Source organism: Vannielia litorea, assembly GCF_900142295.1.
In the GTDB taxonomy this organism is placed as follows: domain Bacteria; phylum Pseudomonadota; class Alphaproteobacteria; order Rhodobacterales; family Rhodobacteraceae; genus Vannielia; species Vannielia litorea.
In genome coordinates this window covers 1,065,858-1,080,637 of sequence record NZ_FSRL01000001.1, presented here as the reverse complement: position 1 = coordinate 1,080,637, position 14,780 = coordinate 1,065,858, and the positions used below count along the sequence as shown (strand labels likewise).

The 14,780-nt window shown below is 68.1% G+C and carries 17 protein-coding genes; 10 read left to right on the top strand and 7 right to left on the bottom strand.

Features of this window, described 5'->3' with window-relative positions; all coding sequences use genetic code 11:
* Positions 1-87: 87 nt before the first annotated feature.
* The 4 genes from BUR94_RS05445 to BUR94_RS05430 all read left to right on the top strand — a co-directional run bounded on the left by BUR94_RS05445 (position 88) and on the right by BUR94_RS05430 (position 5,145).
* The gene (locus BUR94_RS05445) at positions 88-1,806 is read left to right on the top strand and encodes a peptide ABC transporter substrate-binding protein (RefSeq protein ID WP_074255216.1); all 1,719 of its coding nucleotides are present in this window, start codon (positions 88-90) and stop codon (positions 1,804-1,806) included.
* 65 nt (positions 1,807-1,871) lie between these two features.
* On the top strand, positions 1,872-2,879 hold the full coding sequence (locus BUR94_RS05440) for an ABC transporter permease (RefSeq protein WP_074255215.1): 1,008 nt from the start codon (positions 1,872-1,874) through the stop codon (positions 2,877-2,879).
* Positions 2,872-3,873, top strand: coding sequence for an ABC transporter permease (locus BUR94_RS05435; protein ID WP_074255214.1), 1,002 nt, complete (start codon positions 2,872-2,874; stop codon positions 3,871-3,873). Before BUR94_RS05440 ends, BUR94_RS05435 begins: the two co-directional genes overlap by 8 nt.
* A 195-nt stretch (positions 3,874-4,068) precedes the next feature.
* A complete protein-coding gene (locus tag BUR94_RS05430; RefSeq protein WP_074255213.1) occupies positions 4,069-5,145 on the top strand; it encodes a YeeE/YedE family protein in 1,077 nt (358 codons plus the stop codon).
* Here BUR94_RS05430 and BUR94_RS05425 read toward each other — a convergent pair.
* Positions 5,093-6,379: a DUF3422 family protein gene (locus BUR94_RS05425; RefSeq protein WP_074255212.1), complete on the bottom strand. Its 1,287-nt coding sequence runs from the start codon at positions 6,377-6,379 to the stop codon at positions 5,093-5,095. The genes BUR94_RS05430 and BUR94_RS05425 overlap by 53 nt on opposite strands.
* Before the next feature lie 182 nt (positions 6,380-6,561).
* On the opposite strand from BUR94_RS05425, the gene BUR94_RS05420 reads away from it, so the two are divergent.
* From BUR94_RS05420 to BUR94_RS05400, 5 genes are all read left to right on the top strand, one after another.
* Positions 6,562-6,969 carry an EF-hand domain-containing protein gene (locus tag BUR94_RS05420; protein WP_074255211.1) on the top strand — a complete coding sequence of 136 codons (408 nt, stop codon included), beginning with the start codon at positions 6,562-6,564 and terminating at the stop codon, positions 6,967-6,969.
* A gap of 39 nt (positions 6,970-7,008) precedes the next feature.
* Entirely contained in the window at positions 7,009-7,296 is a 288-nt protein-coding gene (locus tag BUR94_RS05415; RefSeq protein ID WP_074255210.1) for a hypothetical protein, read from the top strand.
* Between the two features lie 75 nt (positions 7,297-7,371).
* Positions 7,372-7,941 carry an RNA polymerase sigma factor gene (locus BUR94_RS05410; RefSeq protein WP_074255209.1) on the top strand — a complete coding sequence of 190 codons (570 nt, stop codon included), beginning with the start codon at positions 7,372-7,374 and terminating at the stop codon, positions 7,939-7,941.
* Positions 7,934-8,203, top strand: a complete 270-nt coding sequence (locus tag BUR94_RS05405; RefSeq protein ID WP_074255208.1) for a hypothetical protein — start codon at positions 7,934-7,936, stop codon at positions 8,201-8,203. The genes BUR94_RS05410 and BUR94_RS05405 overlap by 8 nt, the downstream gene beginning before the upstream one ends.
* The gene (locus BUR94_RS05400) at positions 8,203-8,592 is read left to right on the top strand and encodes a periplasmic heavy metal sensor (protein ID WP_074255207.1); all 390 of its coding nucleotides are present in this window, start codon (positions 8,203-8,205) and stop codon (positions 8,590-8,592) included. Before BUR94_RS05405 ends, BUR94_RS05400 begins: the two co-directional genes overlap by 1 nt.
* Before the next feature lie 88 nt (positions 8,593-8,680).
* On the opposite strand, the gene BUR94_RS05395 is transcribed toward BUR94_RS05400, so the two are convergent.
* Together BUR94_RS05395 and BUR94_RS05390 are read right to left on the bottom strand one after the other, a co-directional pair.
* Positions 8,681-9,373, bottom strand: coding sequence for a helix-hairpin-helix domain-containing protein (locus BUR94_RS05395; protein WP_074255206.1), 693 nt, complete (start codon positions 9,371-9,373; stop codon positions 8,681-8,683).
* 132 nt (positions 9,374-9,505) lie between these two features.
* Positions 9,506-9,688, bottom strand: a complete 183-nt coding sequence (locus BUR94_RS05390; RefSeq protein WP_074255205.1) for a hypothetical protein — start codon at positions 9,686-9,688, stop codon at positions 9,506-9,508.
* A 128-nt stretch (positions 9,689-9,816) separates the two neighbouring features.
* Here BUR94_RS05390 and BUR94_RS05385 point away from each other — a divergent pair, with 128 nt between their 5' ends.
* Positions 9,817-10,326, top strand: coding sequence for a pyridoxamine 5'-phosphate oxidase family protein (locus BUR94_RS05385; protein WP_074255204.1), 510 nt, complete (start codon positions 9,817-9,819; stop codon positions 10,324-10,326).
* Between the two features lie 24 nt (positions 10,327-10,350).
* On the opposite strand, the gene BUR94_RS05380 is transcribed toward BUR94_RS05385, so the two are convergent.
* The 4 genes from BUR94_RS05380 to BUR94_RS05365 form a co-directional block, all read right to left on the bottom strand.
* Positions 10,351-10,926 (bottom strand): hypothetical protein, encoded by a 576-nt coding sequence (locus BUR94_RS05380; protein WP_139301224.1) that lies wholly within the window; start codon positions 10,924-10,926, stop codon positions 10,351-10,353.
* Positions 10,927-11,147: 221 nt separating this feature from the next.
* Positions 11,148-12,581 (bottom strand): NAD(P)(+) transhydrogenase (Re/Si-specific) subunit beta, encoded by a 1,434-nt coding sequence (locus BUR94_RS05375; RefSeq protein ID WP_074255202.1) that lies wholly within the window; start codon positions 12,579-12,581, stop codon positions 11,148-11,150.
* Between the two features lie 13 nt (positions 12,582-12,594).
* Complete coding sequence (locus BUR94_RS05370) at positions 12,595-14,166, bottom strand: Re/Si-specific NAD(P)(+) transhydrogenase subunit alpha (RefSeq protein ID WP_074255201.1); 1,572 nt, start codon at positions 14,164-14,166, stop codon at positions 12,595-12,597.
* Between the two features lie 109 nt (positions 14,167-14,275).
* Positions 14,276-14,764 carry a methyltransferase family protein gene (locus BUR94_RS05365; RefSeq protein WP_245794378.1) on the bottom strand — a complete coding sequence of 163 codons (489 nt, stop codon included), beginning with the start codon at positions 14,762-14,764 and terminating at the stop codon, positions 14,276-14,278.
* Positions 14,765-14,780: the final 16 nt, after the last annotated feature.

Genomic DNA, 14,780 nt, shown 5'->3' with positions numbered 1-14,780 from the left:
CCGTTTCTCACTGTCCGACGCCCCCCAACGACCACAAAAGCAGCCCGAACGGGCGCGAGGCGTCGAGCACCCAACAAGGAGAAACCCATGAAACTGAAAACAGCTCTTCTCGGAGCGGTCGCCACCTGCGCCCTGGCCCCAATGGCCTTCGCGGAGGCCCATGAGGGCGAACGCGGCCGCGACGGCAACGTCGGCATCCTGTACTGGCAGGCGCCGTCGATCCTGAACCCGTTCCTGTCGGGCGGCACCAAGGACATCGAAAGCGCATCGCTCGTGCTCGAGCCGCTCGCCCGCTACGACGAGACCGGCCAGCTCGTGCCCTGGCTGGTCGAAGAGGTGCCCACCGTCGAGAACGGCGGCGTGAGCGAGGATCTCACCACCATCACCTGGAAGATCACGCCCGGCCTGCTGTGGTCCGACGGCACCCCCTTCACCTCGGCCGACGTGAAGTTCACCTACGACTATTGCACCCACCCCGAGGGCGGCTGTGCACAGCTCACCAAGTTCGGCGGCGTGACCTCGGTCGAAACCCCGGACGACACCACCGTGGTGGTGACCTTCGACAAGGCCACCCCCTTCCCCTACGGCCCCTTCGTGGGCGGCGAGAGCCCGATCCTCCAGGCGGCGCAGTTCGCCGACTGCATGGGCGCCAAGGCGCCCGAGTGCACCGACGCCAACTTCAACCCGGTCGGCACCGGGCCGTTCAAGGTCGTCGAGTTCAAGCCGAACGACGTGATCACCTTCGAGGCCAACGAGAACTACCGCGAGGCCGGCAAGCCTGCCTTCGCCTCCGTGACCTTCAAGGGCGGCGGCGATGCCACCGCTGCAGGCCGCGCGGTGATGGAGACCGGCGAGTTCGACTACGCCTGGAACCTCCAGCTCGCCCCCGACGTGATCTCCGAGATGGAAGCCGCCGGCAAGGGCAAGCCCGTCGCCGGCTTCGGCCCGCTGCTCGAGCGGATCATGCTCAACAACACCAACCCCGACCCGGCGCTCGGCCCGGACGAGCGGTCGGTGGTGCGGCCGCACCCCTACCTGTCGGACCCGGCGGTCTACAAGGCCATGTCGCTGGCGATCGACCGTCCGCTGCTGGTCGAGGTCGGCTATGGCCAGGCCGGCAAGGTCTCCTGCAACTGGGTTCCGGCCCCGCCGGCGGTGGTCTCCACCACCTTTACCTGTGACACCCAGGACATCGAAGGCGCCAAGGCGATGCTCGAAGAGGCCGGCTGGGTCGACTCCAACGGTGACGGCATCCGCGAGAAGGACGGGGTCGAGCTGAGGATGCTCTACGCCACGTCCACCAACGCCGTGCGCCAGGACTTCCAGGCCCTGATCAAGGACTGGTGGGAGCAGATCGGCTTCGAGGTGGAACTGAAAAACGCCGACAGCTCGGTCTTCTTTGGCGGCGATCCGGGTTCGCCCGACACCTTCCAGAAGTTCTACGCCGACGTGGAGATGTATGCCAACACCTTCAACGGCACCGACCCGCAGAGCTACCTCGGCAACGCGCTCTGCGACAACGCGCCGAGCCCGGCGACCCAGTGGCAGGGCGAGAACATCTCGCGCTTCTGCTCGGAGGAGTATGACGCGCTCTACGCCACGCTGACCTCCACCGCCGACGCGGCCGAACGCGCCGAGATCGCGAAGAAGCTCAATGACATCGTCATCGAGAACGGCGGCATGATCCCGCTGGTGCACCGTGGCCGCCTCTCGGCCCACGCCAACAGCCTCGGCGGCGTCAAGCTCAACGTCTGGGACAGCGAGCTGTGGAACGTGGCCGACTGGTACCGGATCAAGACCAACTGATCCGCAACTGAAACAGGGCCGCGCGGTGCGCCGCGCGGCCCCCTTACCTACCCGGGCACCTCCGCATGTTGACCTTCATCATCCGACGGCTCGTTCTCGCGGTTCCCACGCTCCTCTTCATCTCGCTTGTCCTGTTTCTGCTGCTCGACCTCGCCCCCGGCGACCCGATGGCGCAGATGCCGCTGACCATTCCCGACGAGGTGAAGCAGAAGATGCGCGAGGCCCTCGGCCTCGGTGAGCCGGTGCACATCCGTTACTTCAAGTGGCTCTACCAGTTCTTCGTGGTCGAGCCCGGCTACTTTCTCGACTGGCTCTTCGGCACCAACATGATGGAGGGCACCCAGCGCGTGGTCTCCTGGCAGTTCCGCTCGCCGGTCTTCGACATCATCGTGCAGCGCCTGCCGCAAACCCTCTGGGTGGTCGCGCTGGCCTATGCGGTCGGGGTCATCATCGCCATCCCGATCGGCATCATCTCGGCCTACCGCCAGTACTCGGTCTTCGACCAGGCCGGCACGCTGATCTCGATGATCGGCTTCTCGGTGCCGCCGTTCTTTTCCGGCGTGGTCGTGATCGTGATCTTCGCCGTCAAGCTCGAGTGGCTGCCCTCGATCTACGACACCACCCACGTCGTGCGCGACTGGGAGAGCTTCAAGGTCCAGCTGATGCAGATGATCATGCCGGTCATGGTCCTGGCGCTCCAGACCACGGCCCAGATCAGCCGCTACATGCGCTCGGCCATGCTCGACAACCTCAACCAGGATTACGTCCGCACCGCCCGCGCCAAGGGCCTCAGCGAGTGGTCGGTGGTGATGGTCCATGTGCTGCGCAACTCGATGATCCCGGTGGTCACCGTCATCGCGCTCGGCATCCCCTCCATCTTCGGCGGGGCGATCATCACCGAGCAGGTCTTCAAGGTAAACGGGATCGGCCAGCTGCTGATCACCGCGATCCAGGCCAATGATATCCCCATGGTCCAGACCATCACCTTCATCTTCGCCGTGCTGATCGTGTTCTTCAATCTTATCGCCGACGTGCTCTACGGCGTGCTCGACCCGAGGATCCGCTATGACTGAGGCCACCAAACCGGTCCTGACCGAGGCCCAGCCGCGCGGCAAGTCGCGGTCGCAATGGGTCGATGTCTGGATCCAGTTCCGCAGCCACAAGGGCGCGATGATGGGGGCCTTCGTGCTCTTCTTCATCACCTTCGGCGTGCTCTTCGGTCCCTGGCTCTGGGATGTCGACCCCACCAAGCTCGACATCCGCAACAAGGACTGGCGGCCCGTCTACATGCCGCTGTTCTCCTGCTCCTGGACCGATCTCTGCATCCCGCCGGAGAACCTGGCAAAGATGAAATACGGCTGGGCGCATCCGCTGGGCACCGACAACCTCGGGCGCGACATCCTCGCCTCGCTGATCCACGGCGGCCGCGTGTCGATCGCGGTGGGCTGGGTGGCGATGGTGCTCGCCATGCTGATCGGCACCGCCATCGGCGTCGCCTCGGGCTACGTCAAATGGCTCGACGGGCTGCTGATGCGCTTCACCGATCTCGTGCTCGCCCTGCCCCTGCTGCCGCTCCTGCTGGTCATCATGCTGCTCTTCCGCGACAGCCTGCGCGCCAATTTCGGGCCCGAGCTGGGGGTGTTCATCCTCATCGTCTGCGTCATCGGCGCAACCTCCTGGATGCAGACCGCGCGCATCGTGCGGGCCGATATCCTCGCGCTGAAGGAGCGCGAGTTCGTGCTGGCCGCCCGCTCCATCGGCACCCCGCCGCTGAAGATGGTCACCCGGCACCTGCTGCCCAACGTGCTCTCGCCGATCATGGTCTCGGCCACCCTCGGCCTCGCCACCGCGATCATCACCGAGAGTGCGATCTCCTTCCTCGGCCTCGGCTTCCCCTCCGATTTCCCGACCTGGGGCAAGCTGCTGTTCGACGCCACCGACCGGATCCAGAACTTTCCCGAGCGGGCGATCTGGCCGGGGCTGATGATCTCGCTGGTGGTGCTGGCGGTGAACTACATCGGCGACGGGCTGCGCGACGCGCTCGACCCTCGCATCCGCGGCCGCTAGGGCCCGCACACATGCAGATAAGACCATGCATCGCGCCCCGCTTTCGGGGCGCGAACGCTTTTCGGGGTGGCCATCCGGGGGCAGAACAACGTTCCTCGCCATACACGAGAACAAAATCCCCTCCCGGCCCAGCCATTTGCACCCGCCGCGCAACCGCGCTACCTGCCGGACTTCGACCGCGACAGGAGACGCACCATGTTCGAAACGCTCGGATTCGAGGACACCACCGCCCGTGAAGTGGCCGTCTGGTTTGCCCTCGCCCTCGGCATCGCCTTCGGCTTTCTCGGCCAGCGCAGCCGGTTCTGCTTCCGCCGCGCCGTGGCGGGCGAGGCGACCGAGCGCCGGTCGGCGGCCGGCGTCTGGCTGACCGGCCTCGCCGTGGCCATCCTCGGCACCCAGGCGCTGGTCTCCCTGGGGTTCGTCTCCTTCGAGGAGCACCGCTACCTCGCCGCCGACCTGCCCTGGCTCGCCATCGTGCTGGGCGGCCTGGCCTTCGGCGCGGGCATGGTGCTCACCCGCGGCTGCATCTCGCGGCTGACCGTGCTCACCGGCACCGGCAACCTCCGCGCGCTGACCGTCCTGGCGATCTTCGCCGTCGTCGCCCATGCCACCCTCAAGGGCGTGCTGGCCCCGGTCCGCACCGCGCTGGGCTCCGTCACCGCACCGCTGGGCGAGGCCTCCTCGCTGGCCGCGCTGCCGGGTGGCGCCTGGGTCTGGACCGGCCTCGTCGCCGCCGCTGCCCTGCTCTTCGCCGCCCGCTCCGGCGCCCGGCCCGCCACGCTGGCGATGGGCGCCCTGATCGGCGCGCTCGTGCCGCTCGCCTGGGTCGGCACCGGCTACGTGCTCTACGACGAGTTCGACCCGATCGCGCTGGAGAGCCTGTCGTTCACCCTGCCCTCCTCCGAAACCCTGTTCTGGGCCATCGCCTCCTCGTCCATCCCCGCCGGCTTTGGCGTGGGCCTCGTGGGCGGCGTTCTGGCAGGCGCGCTCGTGGCGGCGCTGATCTTCCGCGATTTCCAATGGCAGAGCTTCGAGACCCCGCGCCAGACCGGCCGCTACCTCGCCGGGGCCGTGCTGATGGGCATGGGCGGCGTGCTGGCCGGCGGCTGCACCGTGGGCGCGGGCCTCGCGGGCACGTCCTCTCTCGGCGTCTCGGCCTTCCTCGCGCTGGCCTCCATCGCGGCGGGCGGCGTGCTCACCTCGCGGCTCCTGGGCGAAGCTAGTGCAGCTTCTTCCGGATCCGCCGGACCGCTAGCCACACCAGCAGAATGACCAGCGGGGTCAGCCCCGCCGTCAGCCACCCCTTCTCGATGCCCGCGCCCTTGGCAAAGGGCTCGAGAAGGTAGGTGCCCAGGCTCACCGCGTAGTAGCTGATCGCCACCACCGAGAGCCCCTCCACCGTCTGTTGCAGGCGCAGCTGCAGATCGGCGCGCTTGTCCATCGAGGCCAGCAAGGCCTGGTTCTGCGCCTGCCGCTCCACGTCGACCCGCGTGCGCAGCAGATCGCTCGCCCGCGCCGAACGCGCCGCCATCGCCTGCAACCGCCCCTCGGTGCTTTTTACCGTGCGCATGGCGGGGTCGTAGCGCCGCGTCATGAACTCCTTCAGCGTCTGCCGACCCATGAACCGCTGCTCCCGCAGCACCTCGATCCGCTGCCAGACGATCGCCTCATAGGCCGCCGTCGCGCCAAAGCGGAAGCTCGCCTGGGTGAGCTGCATCTCGATCTCGGCGGCAACGCGCAAGAGCCGCTCCAGCTCCTCCTCCGCCGGACTCGCGCGCTCGCCCGTCATCGCCACCATCAGCGCGCTGAGCTCGTTGTCGAGCTTGCCCAGCGGGCCCGAAAGCCTGCGCGCGCGGCCCAGCCCCAGCATGGACATCGCCTTGTAGGTCTCGATCTCGGTCAGCCGCTGCACCACGCGCCCCACCCGCTGCCGGCCCACACCCGGCTTGACGAAACAGGCAAAGCGCACATGCCCCGCCTGGTCGATCCTGAAGTCCGTGCCCACGATCACATCGCCGTCCACCACTTCGGACACCGCGATGCTCTCGGGCACCATCCAGCCGTCGATCCGCTCCGAGACCTCCTCGGGGTCCTCCGGCATCTCCTCCACCCGCACCAGCGCCGATGTGACCCGCACCCCCGGCGCCTTGGCCAGCCAGTCGTCGGGAAACATCCTGAAGGTCTCCCCATCGAAGGGCCGCTGCGCCACGCCGGGGCCGAAGATCGTGAAGGTCACGAATTCGGTGTGGCTCTCCCACTTGATCTGGTGGCGTCCGAGCTGACCCGAGTAATGCGTGGCATCGGGCTGCGGGTGCGGCGCGCCGTGGCGGTCCAGCAGGTCGATCAGATGCGCCCGCTCCGCCTCCCGGTCGCGCCCCGCGCCGCCCTCGGCGGGCTTCAGCGCCAGATAGGCCGCGCGGCAAGGCACATCCAGCGCCGGAAATGGCCGCGCATGCAGCTCGTTGGCCAGCTGGTAGCGCAGCGGGTGGTCCTGGATCTGTGCCATCTTGTCCCTCGTTTCTTCCCTGCTAGGCGCTGACCGGCGATCTGTAAAGAGAAAGAATGTCGCAATATCAGTCGCTTATCTGCATACCGCGGTGCACCGGCGCGATTTTTCGCGCGATCGCCGTAGGGCCGGGCTCCCGCCTGCGTAGAGCATGGCACAAACCGCCCCTCACGGAGCCCGCAATGACCCCACGCATCACCCTTCCCCTCCTCGCCGCGCTCTGCCTCGCCGCGCCGGCCCTTGCCCAGGGCCAGGGCTTCGACCGGATCGACAGCAACGGCGACGGCCGTATCAGCCGCGCCGAGGTCGACACCCTGCGCCTGATGATCTTCGACCGGATGGACGCCGACGGCAATGCCGTGCTGACCCGCGCCGAGGTCGAAGCGGCTCAGGAGGCCGCCCGGGCCCGGATGCAGCGCGGCAGCCAGCGCCTCTGGCGGCAGGACGCCGATGGCGACGGCCAGCTCACCCGCGCCGAGTTCTCCTCCCGCGCCCGCGGCTTCGACATGGCCGATGAAAACGGCGACGGCACCCTCAGCCGCGCCGAGTTCGACCGCGCCGCCCGGACGATCCGCCAGCTCATGCAGTAACTCAAGACCCTCCCGCATACCCCTGAAAGGACATCACAAATGAAAACCCTCCTCCTCACCGCCGCGCTCCTCCTTCCCGCCGCCGCCATGGCGCAGAGCGTCACCGTCACCGGCCAGAACGGCGGCACCCTCCAGAAGGACCGCAGCTGCACCCGTGCCGACGGCACCGCCAACTGCACCGTCGCCACCACCCGCACCGGCCCGCAGGGCGCGACCTCCAGCAAGCTGCGCAGCCGCGTCACCACGGCCGGGGCCTCCGACACCACGGTCACCCGCACCGGCCCGCGCGGCACCACCCGCACCCGCACCCGCTCTGTCCGCTGGTGAGCCCGGCGGCGGCCCGGGCTTCCCCGCCCGGCCGCCGCCGCCTATCCTCCTTTCCAAAGGGCATGAGCGGAGCAGATGCAGGACCGGGCAGCCGAAGCGACGCACCTGATGGCGGCGATGGCGGGCGGCGACCGTCAGGCGCTGTCGCGCCTCATCGTCCTCTACGGTCCGGGCCTGCAACGCTACGCCGCCCAGATGCTGCCCCGCCCCGACGAGGCCGAGGACGTGGCGCAGGAGGTCTTTCTGCGCGCCTGGCGGCACGCCGGGCGCTACGACCCGGCCAGGGCCGCCGTCTCCACCTGGCTCTACCGGATCGCCACCAACCTGTGCATCGACCGGAGCCGCCGCACCGGCTTTCGCCGCTTCCTTGGGCTGGAGGCCGCGCCCGAGGCGCCAACCGACACACCGGGCCCGCATCGGCAGCTCGAAGGCCGCCAGCGCCTCGCCGCCACCCGCGCCGCCCTCCGCCAGCTTCCCCCACGCCAGCGCCAGGCCCTCGTGCTGCGCGCGGCCGGGGAGTTGAGCACCGCAGAGATTGCCGCCACCCTGGGGGTGACCCCGGGCGCGGCCGAGCAGCTTCTGGTCCGGGGCCGGGCCGCGCTGCGCCTGATGCTGGAGCCCGATCACGGAGACGATGATGACTGACGACGAAACCGACCGCGCCCTCCGCGACGCCCTGGCCGAGATCCCCGCCGATCCGGCCAGCCTCTCCGCCCGCGTGCTCACCCGTCTGGCCGAGCCTGCCGCGCGCCCTGCGCTGGCCGCCCGCCTGCTCCGCCCGTTGCCGCTTGCGGGCACCGGCCTTGCCGCCCTCGCCTGCGCCGGCTTCCTCGGCTACACGCTCACGCCGGGCGGCCATGACGTTTTCACCGCCCTCGCCCTTGGCGGGCTTGCAGGAGGCTTCTGATGGAGACCAGGCGCAACTGGGGCCGCATCGCGCTCATCACCGTGCTGGCCGTCTCGCTGTTCGGCAATGCCGTGACCCTGGGCGCGGTGATGAAGATCCGCGCCAACCGCATCGCGCTCGCCGGTGAGGGGGCCGAGATCACCCGCTTCCCCCGCCCGCTCCGCCGCAGCCTCAACACCGCCCTGCGCGACAACGCGGCCAGCCTGCGCCCCGGTCTCCGGCGCCTCGCCGAGGCCCGCAGGACGATGGTGGAGACCGGCACCGCCCGGCCCTTCGACCGGGAGGCCACCGAGGCCGCCATCGCCGCCTTCCGCGCCGAGGCCGCCGCCGTTTTGGTGGAGTTGGAGCCGATCCTGCTCGACACGCTCGAGCGCGAGGCCCGCGAGTAGCGCGAGTAGCGCGCCTCCGGGCGTCAGGGTCAACACGGCAGGTCCGAACCGGGCAGAGCGGCACCAGCCCCCCGCCCGGTTCGTGGCGTCACGTCTTCTTGGCAGACTTCTTCTTGGCAGACTTCGGCTTCTTGCCGCCGTCCGTCTTCTTGCCTGCGGCCTTCTTGCCCGCGGCCTTCTCGGCCTTCGCCTTCTTGGCCGCTTGCTTCTCGGCTTTCGCCTTCTTGGCCGCTTGCTTCTCGGCTTTCGCCTTCTTGGCCGAGGCTTTCTTGGCCTCCGCCTTTTCGGCGCTGGCCGTCTTCTCGGCCGCCTTCCTGGCCTTCTTGGCGTCGGCCTTTTTCTCGGCCTTCTTGGCCGCAGCCTTGGCCTCCGCCTTCTTGGCAGCGGCCATCTTGGCAGTCTTCTTGCCACCCGGCTTGGCGGGCTTCGGCTCGGCCTTCTCGCGCTCGGCCTTCTTCTCCGCCAGAGCGGCCGCTTGGGCCACCTTCCCGGCAGAGGCCTTCTCCTCGATCGGCACGGCATTGGCCGCAGGGGCGGGCTTGGCCGTGCGGCGCTTCACCGGGGCGCGGGTCGCGGCCACCGGGCGGCGCGGGGCCGGCGCGGCGAGCTTGGCCGCGGCGGCGGACTTCCATGCGGCAGCCCGCGCGGGCGAGATGCCGGGGATCGCGGTGAGCGTGGCCACCGGGGCGGCCGCCAGGCCGGCAGGGTCGGCAATGCCCGCCCCCGCCAGCTTCGCCGCCATCGCCGGGCCGATGCCCGGAATGTCGATCAGGCGCACCATCAGGCAGCCTTCTTGAGGGCCTTTTTGGCGGCCTCCAGCTTTTTCTCCTGCCTGGCCACCTTGGCCTTGCGGACTTTCACCTCTTTCTTGAGGTCCTTGATCTTGGCTTTCTTGGCCATGCGAGATTCCTTTCTAGTCTTTGGTGTCGGAGCCATGATCGGCCACGAACCCGCGGATGAACCGCCGGATCTCGCGGGCCGCGCTGGTGTCGAGCCGCTCGCAAAGCTCCACGAAGGCATCGCGCTCATCCTTCTTGATCCGAATGATGAGCTGGCTGTCCTTCCGGTCCTTCTTGGGTTTGCTGCTCTTCGCCACGCTGGGTTGGCTCCCTCTCTGAGTGATAACTTGTTACGACAATGTATCTCGTTTGTATATACATTTTTCGAACCCCCGGCAGGGAACCGTCCGAGGCTCCCGACAGTTGGATGCCAAAGGAGGATTCCATGACCCACCATCACAGCCAACACGACACCGAAGCCCTGCGCCGCGCGCTCTTCGATGCCCTGAAGGACGAGCGCACCGGCATGCTGGCCATCTCGGACCGCGACTCCCACGCCCAGCCGATGACCCACTACTTCGACGAGGAGGCCCGCACCCTGCGCTTCATTACCGCCAACGACACCGGCCTCGCCCGCGATGTCGGCAGCGGTGCGCAGGCCCACTTCACCCTCACCACCCGCGACCGCGAGGTCTTTGCCTGCATGTCCGGCCCGATCACCGCCTCCGAAGACCGCGCCAAGCTCGAGGAGCTCTGGTCGCCCGCCGCCGCCATGTGGTTCGAGGGCGGCATCGACGACCCGCGCGTTCTGCTGCTTGAAATGCCGCTGAACGAAGCCGCCGTCTGGACCGTGGATGCCAACGCGCTGCAATTCGGCATCGAGATGCTGCGCGCCAACCTCGGCGACCACACCCCCGACCTGGGCGATCACGCCGTCATCAACCTCGCCGCCTGAGCCGCGGTCCTCTCCGGCCGCGCCTCACCAGGGCGCGGTCGGTGCGCCATGCACTTGGGCCGCGCGCTTCACGTCGCGCAGGGCCGCCCGCCATTTGCGCAACGGCACCTTCAGGTCCACCTCCCTGCCGCCGCTGTAGGCCACCTGAAACCGCAGCCGCAGAACGCCCCCGCTGCGTGCGGCCTTCTGCATCGCCGCCATGAAGGCCCGCCGCTCGCTTCCCGAAATCGGGTTGCCATACCCATGTGCCGCGCGCGCCGCCTCCGGCAGCGCCCAGATCACCCTGCCGCCCTGCTCGATGGTATAGCCGATGTAGGTCTGATCGTTGCGGTCCCGGTAGAGATCGAACACCACCTCCTCGGCGCCCACCGTGACCGAGCCCAAATGGGCAAACCCGCCCTGCTCCGGATGGATCGCGATCGCACAGAGCACCGGCACCCTGTCCCAGGAGGAGAACTGGCTGGAGGCGACGGTCTGGTCGCAAGACACCGAAAAGCCCCCGTGCTCCTTGCTATGGAGGGCGTTGACCATCAGCGCATCTCCCGCTTGGGCGGCAAGCGGAAAGAGCCCCAGGAGCGCCGCAAACATCACTCGTTTCATCAGACCCTCGCAAGAACAGCCTTCAACAAATCCCGGCCCGTCGGCGCCCGCGCCTCCCTGGCCGAAGCCGAGGGCCACACAGGCTAATGCCGCGCCCTGTCGCCCTCGCCTGCCCGAAGGCTAGCCAAAACCGCATGGCCTGCATAGGGCGCCAGGCGGCGCTCGCCAAAAGCAAAGGGCCCCCGGAAGTCCGAGGGCCCTTGCACTCTGTCGCCGCCAGATCAGTCGATCATCGGCAGGAGCTTGTTCACCGAGTCCTTGGCATCGCCGTAGAACATCCGGGTGTTCTCCTTGAAGAACAGCGGGTTCTCGATGCCCGAGTAGCCCGTGCCCTGCCCCCGCTTGGAGACGAAGACCTGCTTGGCCTTCCAGACTTCCAGCACCGGCATGCCCGCGATCGGCGAGTTCGGATCGTCCTGCGCCGCCGGGTTCACGATGTCGTTCGAGCCGATGACGATGACCACGTCGGTGTCGGGGAAGTCGTCGTTGATCTCGTCCATCTCCAGCACGATGTCATAGGGCACCTTGGCCTCCGCGAGCAGCACGTTCATGTGCCCCGGCAGACGGCCCGCAACCGGATGGATCGCAAAGCGCACCTCCTTGCCGGCCGCCCGCAGCTTGCGGGTCAGCTCGCTGACCGCGCCCTGCGCCTGCGCCACCGCCATGCCGTAGCCGGGCACGATCACCACCGAGTCCGCCTCGTTCAGCGCATTGGCCACGCCGTCGGCCTCGATCGCCACCTGCTCGCCTTCCACGGCCATCTGCTCGCCGCCCCCGCCGCCGAAGCCGCCGAGGATCACGCTCACGAAATGCCGGTTCATCGCCTTGCACATGATGTAGCTCAGGATCGCACCCGAGGAGCCCACCAGCGCGCCGACCACGATCAGCAGGTCATTGCCGAGCGAAAAGCCGATCGCCGCCGCCGCCCAGCCCGAGTAGCTGTTGAGCATCGACACCACCACCGGCATGTCGGCCCCGCCGATGCCCATGATGAGATGGTAGCCGATGAAGAGCGCGGCCAGCGTCATCAGGAAGAGCGGAAAGAACCCGCCCCCGTTCATGTACCACAGCAGGCAGATCAGCGAGAGCGCCGCGGCGCCCGCGTTCAGCATGTGCCCGCCGGGCAGCTTGGTGGCCGCCGAGGTGACCTTGCCCGAGAGCTTGCCGAAGGCCACGACCGAGCCGGTAAAGGTGATCGCGCCGATGAACACGCCGAGAAAGAGCTCGACCGCGAGGATCTTCAGCTCGACCGCGGACTTGTGCGCGACGATCGAGGCAAAGTAGCCCAGCTCCTCGCCCGCCGTCGCGGTGTGGTCGGCCACGAGACCGATGGTGAAGTGGGCGTTGAAACCCACGAAGACCGCCGCTAGGCCGACGAGCGAGTGCATCGCGGCCACCAGCTGCGGCATCTCGGTCATCTGCACCTTGGTGGCCACCATGTAGCCGATCACCCCGCCCCCCGCGATCAGCAGGAGGGTGAGCAACCACAGGCCCGAGCCCGGGCCGATGAGCGTGGCCACGACAGCCAGCGCCATGCCGACAATGCCGTACCAGACCGCCCGCTTGGCGCTTTCCTGCCCCGAGAGGCCGCCGAGCGAGAGGATGAAGAGAACCGCCGAAACGACGTAGGCGGCCGTGGTGAATCCGAAGTCCATTGCTCAGGCCCCCTTACGATTTCTGGAACATGGCGAGCATGCGCCGGGTGACGAGGAAGCCGCCGAAGATGTTGATCCCGGCCATGAAGACCGAGAGCGCGGCGAGCAGGACCACGAGGAACGAGCTGGAGCCCATCTGCAACAACGCCCCCACGATGATGATCGAGGAGATCGCGTTGGTCACCGCCATCAGCGGCGTGTGCAGCGAGTGCGAGACGTTCCAGATCACCTGGAAGCCCACGAAGACCGAGAGCACGAAGACGATGAAGTGCTGCATGAAGCTCGCGGGCGCCACCAGGCCCACCGCCAGCAGAAGCACCGCGCCCACGCCGATGAGCGTGACCTGCTGCTTGGTCTGCGCCTTGAAGTCGGCGGCCTCCTTGGCCTTCTTCTCCTCGGGCGTCAGCTCCTTGGGCTTCTCCTTCTTCTGCACCGCGATGGCCTGCACCTTCGGCGGCGGCGGCGGGAAGGTCACCTCGCCCGCATGGGTCACCGTCGCGCCCCGGATCACGTCGTCTTCCATGTTGTGGTTGACGGCGCCATCCTTGCCGGGCGTCAGGTCGGTCATCATGTGGCGGATGTTGGTGGCGTAGAGCGTCGAGGCCTGTGCCGCCATCCGGGAGGGGAAGTCGGTGTAGCCGACGATCGTCACCCCGTTGTCGGTCACGATCTTGTCGTCCTTCACCGTCAGCTCGCAGTTGCCGCCGCGCTCGGCGGCAAGGTCCACGATCACCGAGCCGGGCTTCATCATCTCGACCATGTCCCTGGTCCAGAGCACCGGCGCAGGGCGTCCGGGGATCAGCGCGGTGGTGATGACGATGTCCATCTCGGGGGCCAGCTCGCGAAATTTCTTCAGCTGGGCCTCGCGAAACTCGGGGCTGGAGGGGGCCGCGTAGCCGCCCGTCGCCGCACCGTCCTGCTGGGCTTCCTCGAAATCGAGGTAGACGAACTCGGCGCCCATGCTCTCGATCTGCTCGGCCACCTCGGGACGCACGTCAAAGGCGTAGGTCACCGCGCCGAGCGAGGTCGAGGTGCCGATGGCCGCAAGGCCTGCCACGCCGGCGCCCACGACGAGCACCTTGGCCGGGGGCACCTTGCCCGCCGCCGTGATCTGCCCGGTGAAGAACCGGCCAAAGTTGTTGCCCGCCTCGATCACCGCGCGGTAGCCCGCGATATTGGCCATCGACGAGAGCGCGTCCATCTTCTGGGCGCGGCTGATGCGGGGCACCATCTCCATCGCCACCACGGTCGCGCCCTTCTTGGCCAGCGCATCCATCTGCTTGTCGTTCTCTGCCGGGTTGAAGAAGCTGATGAGGGTCTGGCCCTCGCGCATCCGTTTGGCCTCGGTGTCGGTCGGTATCCGCACCTTGGCGATGATGTCGGCCTCCTTCCACAGCGCCGCCGGGGTCTTCACCACGGTCACGCCGGCCGCCTCGTAGGCGGCATCCGAGAACCCGGCCTTGTCACCGGCCCCGGTCTCGATCAGGCATTCATGCCCGAGTTTCTGGAGTTGAAGCGCCGAATCCGGCGTCATGGCCACACGGTTCTCGCCGTCGAGAACCTCCTTGGGCGTCCCGATTTTCAACGGATAGTCCCCCTTCCCTCTATGTTCCGCGCGTTTTGCGCAGGCTGGCAGCGCGTCCTACCTATCACCAGCCCCGAAACCCATACAACCCGAACCCGTCACCCTGCCGCTAGACCCATCGGCGCACCCTGGCCGCCCAGGCCTCCCACTCGGGGCCGAAGCGCGCGGCCAGCCGCGCCTCCTCGGGCCGGATGAAGCGGTCGGTCACGAGCCAGGCAAAGAGCGGCACCAGCACCGCGAGCGCGAGCCAGACGCCCCAGAAGGCACAAAGACCGGCCAGGATCAGCAGGTCGCCCAGGTAGATCGGGTTGCGCGAGCGGGTGTAGATGCCCGTGGTGATGAGGCTTCGGGCCTCCCGGTGCGGCACGATGGTGGTGCGCGCCCGGCTGAACTCCATCACCGCCAGCGCAAACAGCAGCAGCCCCGCCCCCACCAGCAACCCGCCGGCGAGGTCACTCGCCGGATGCTTCCAGGCAAGCTCCGGAAAGCGCACCGCCTGCACCCGCGCAAGCGCGATGAAGAGCAAGAGCCATAGCGGCGGCATGTCGAGCCAGCTCAGCGCGGCGCGAAAGCCTGTGTTTCCCCCCGGTCCCTGCATCGTCATCCCCTCGTGC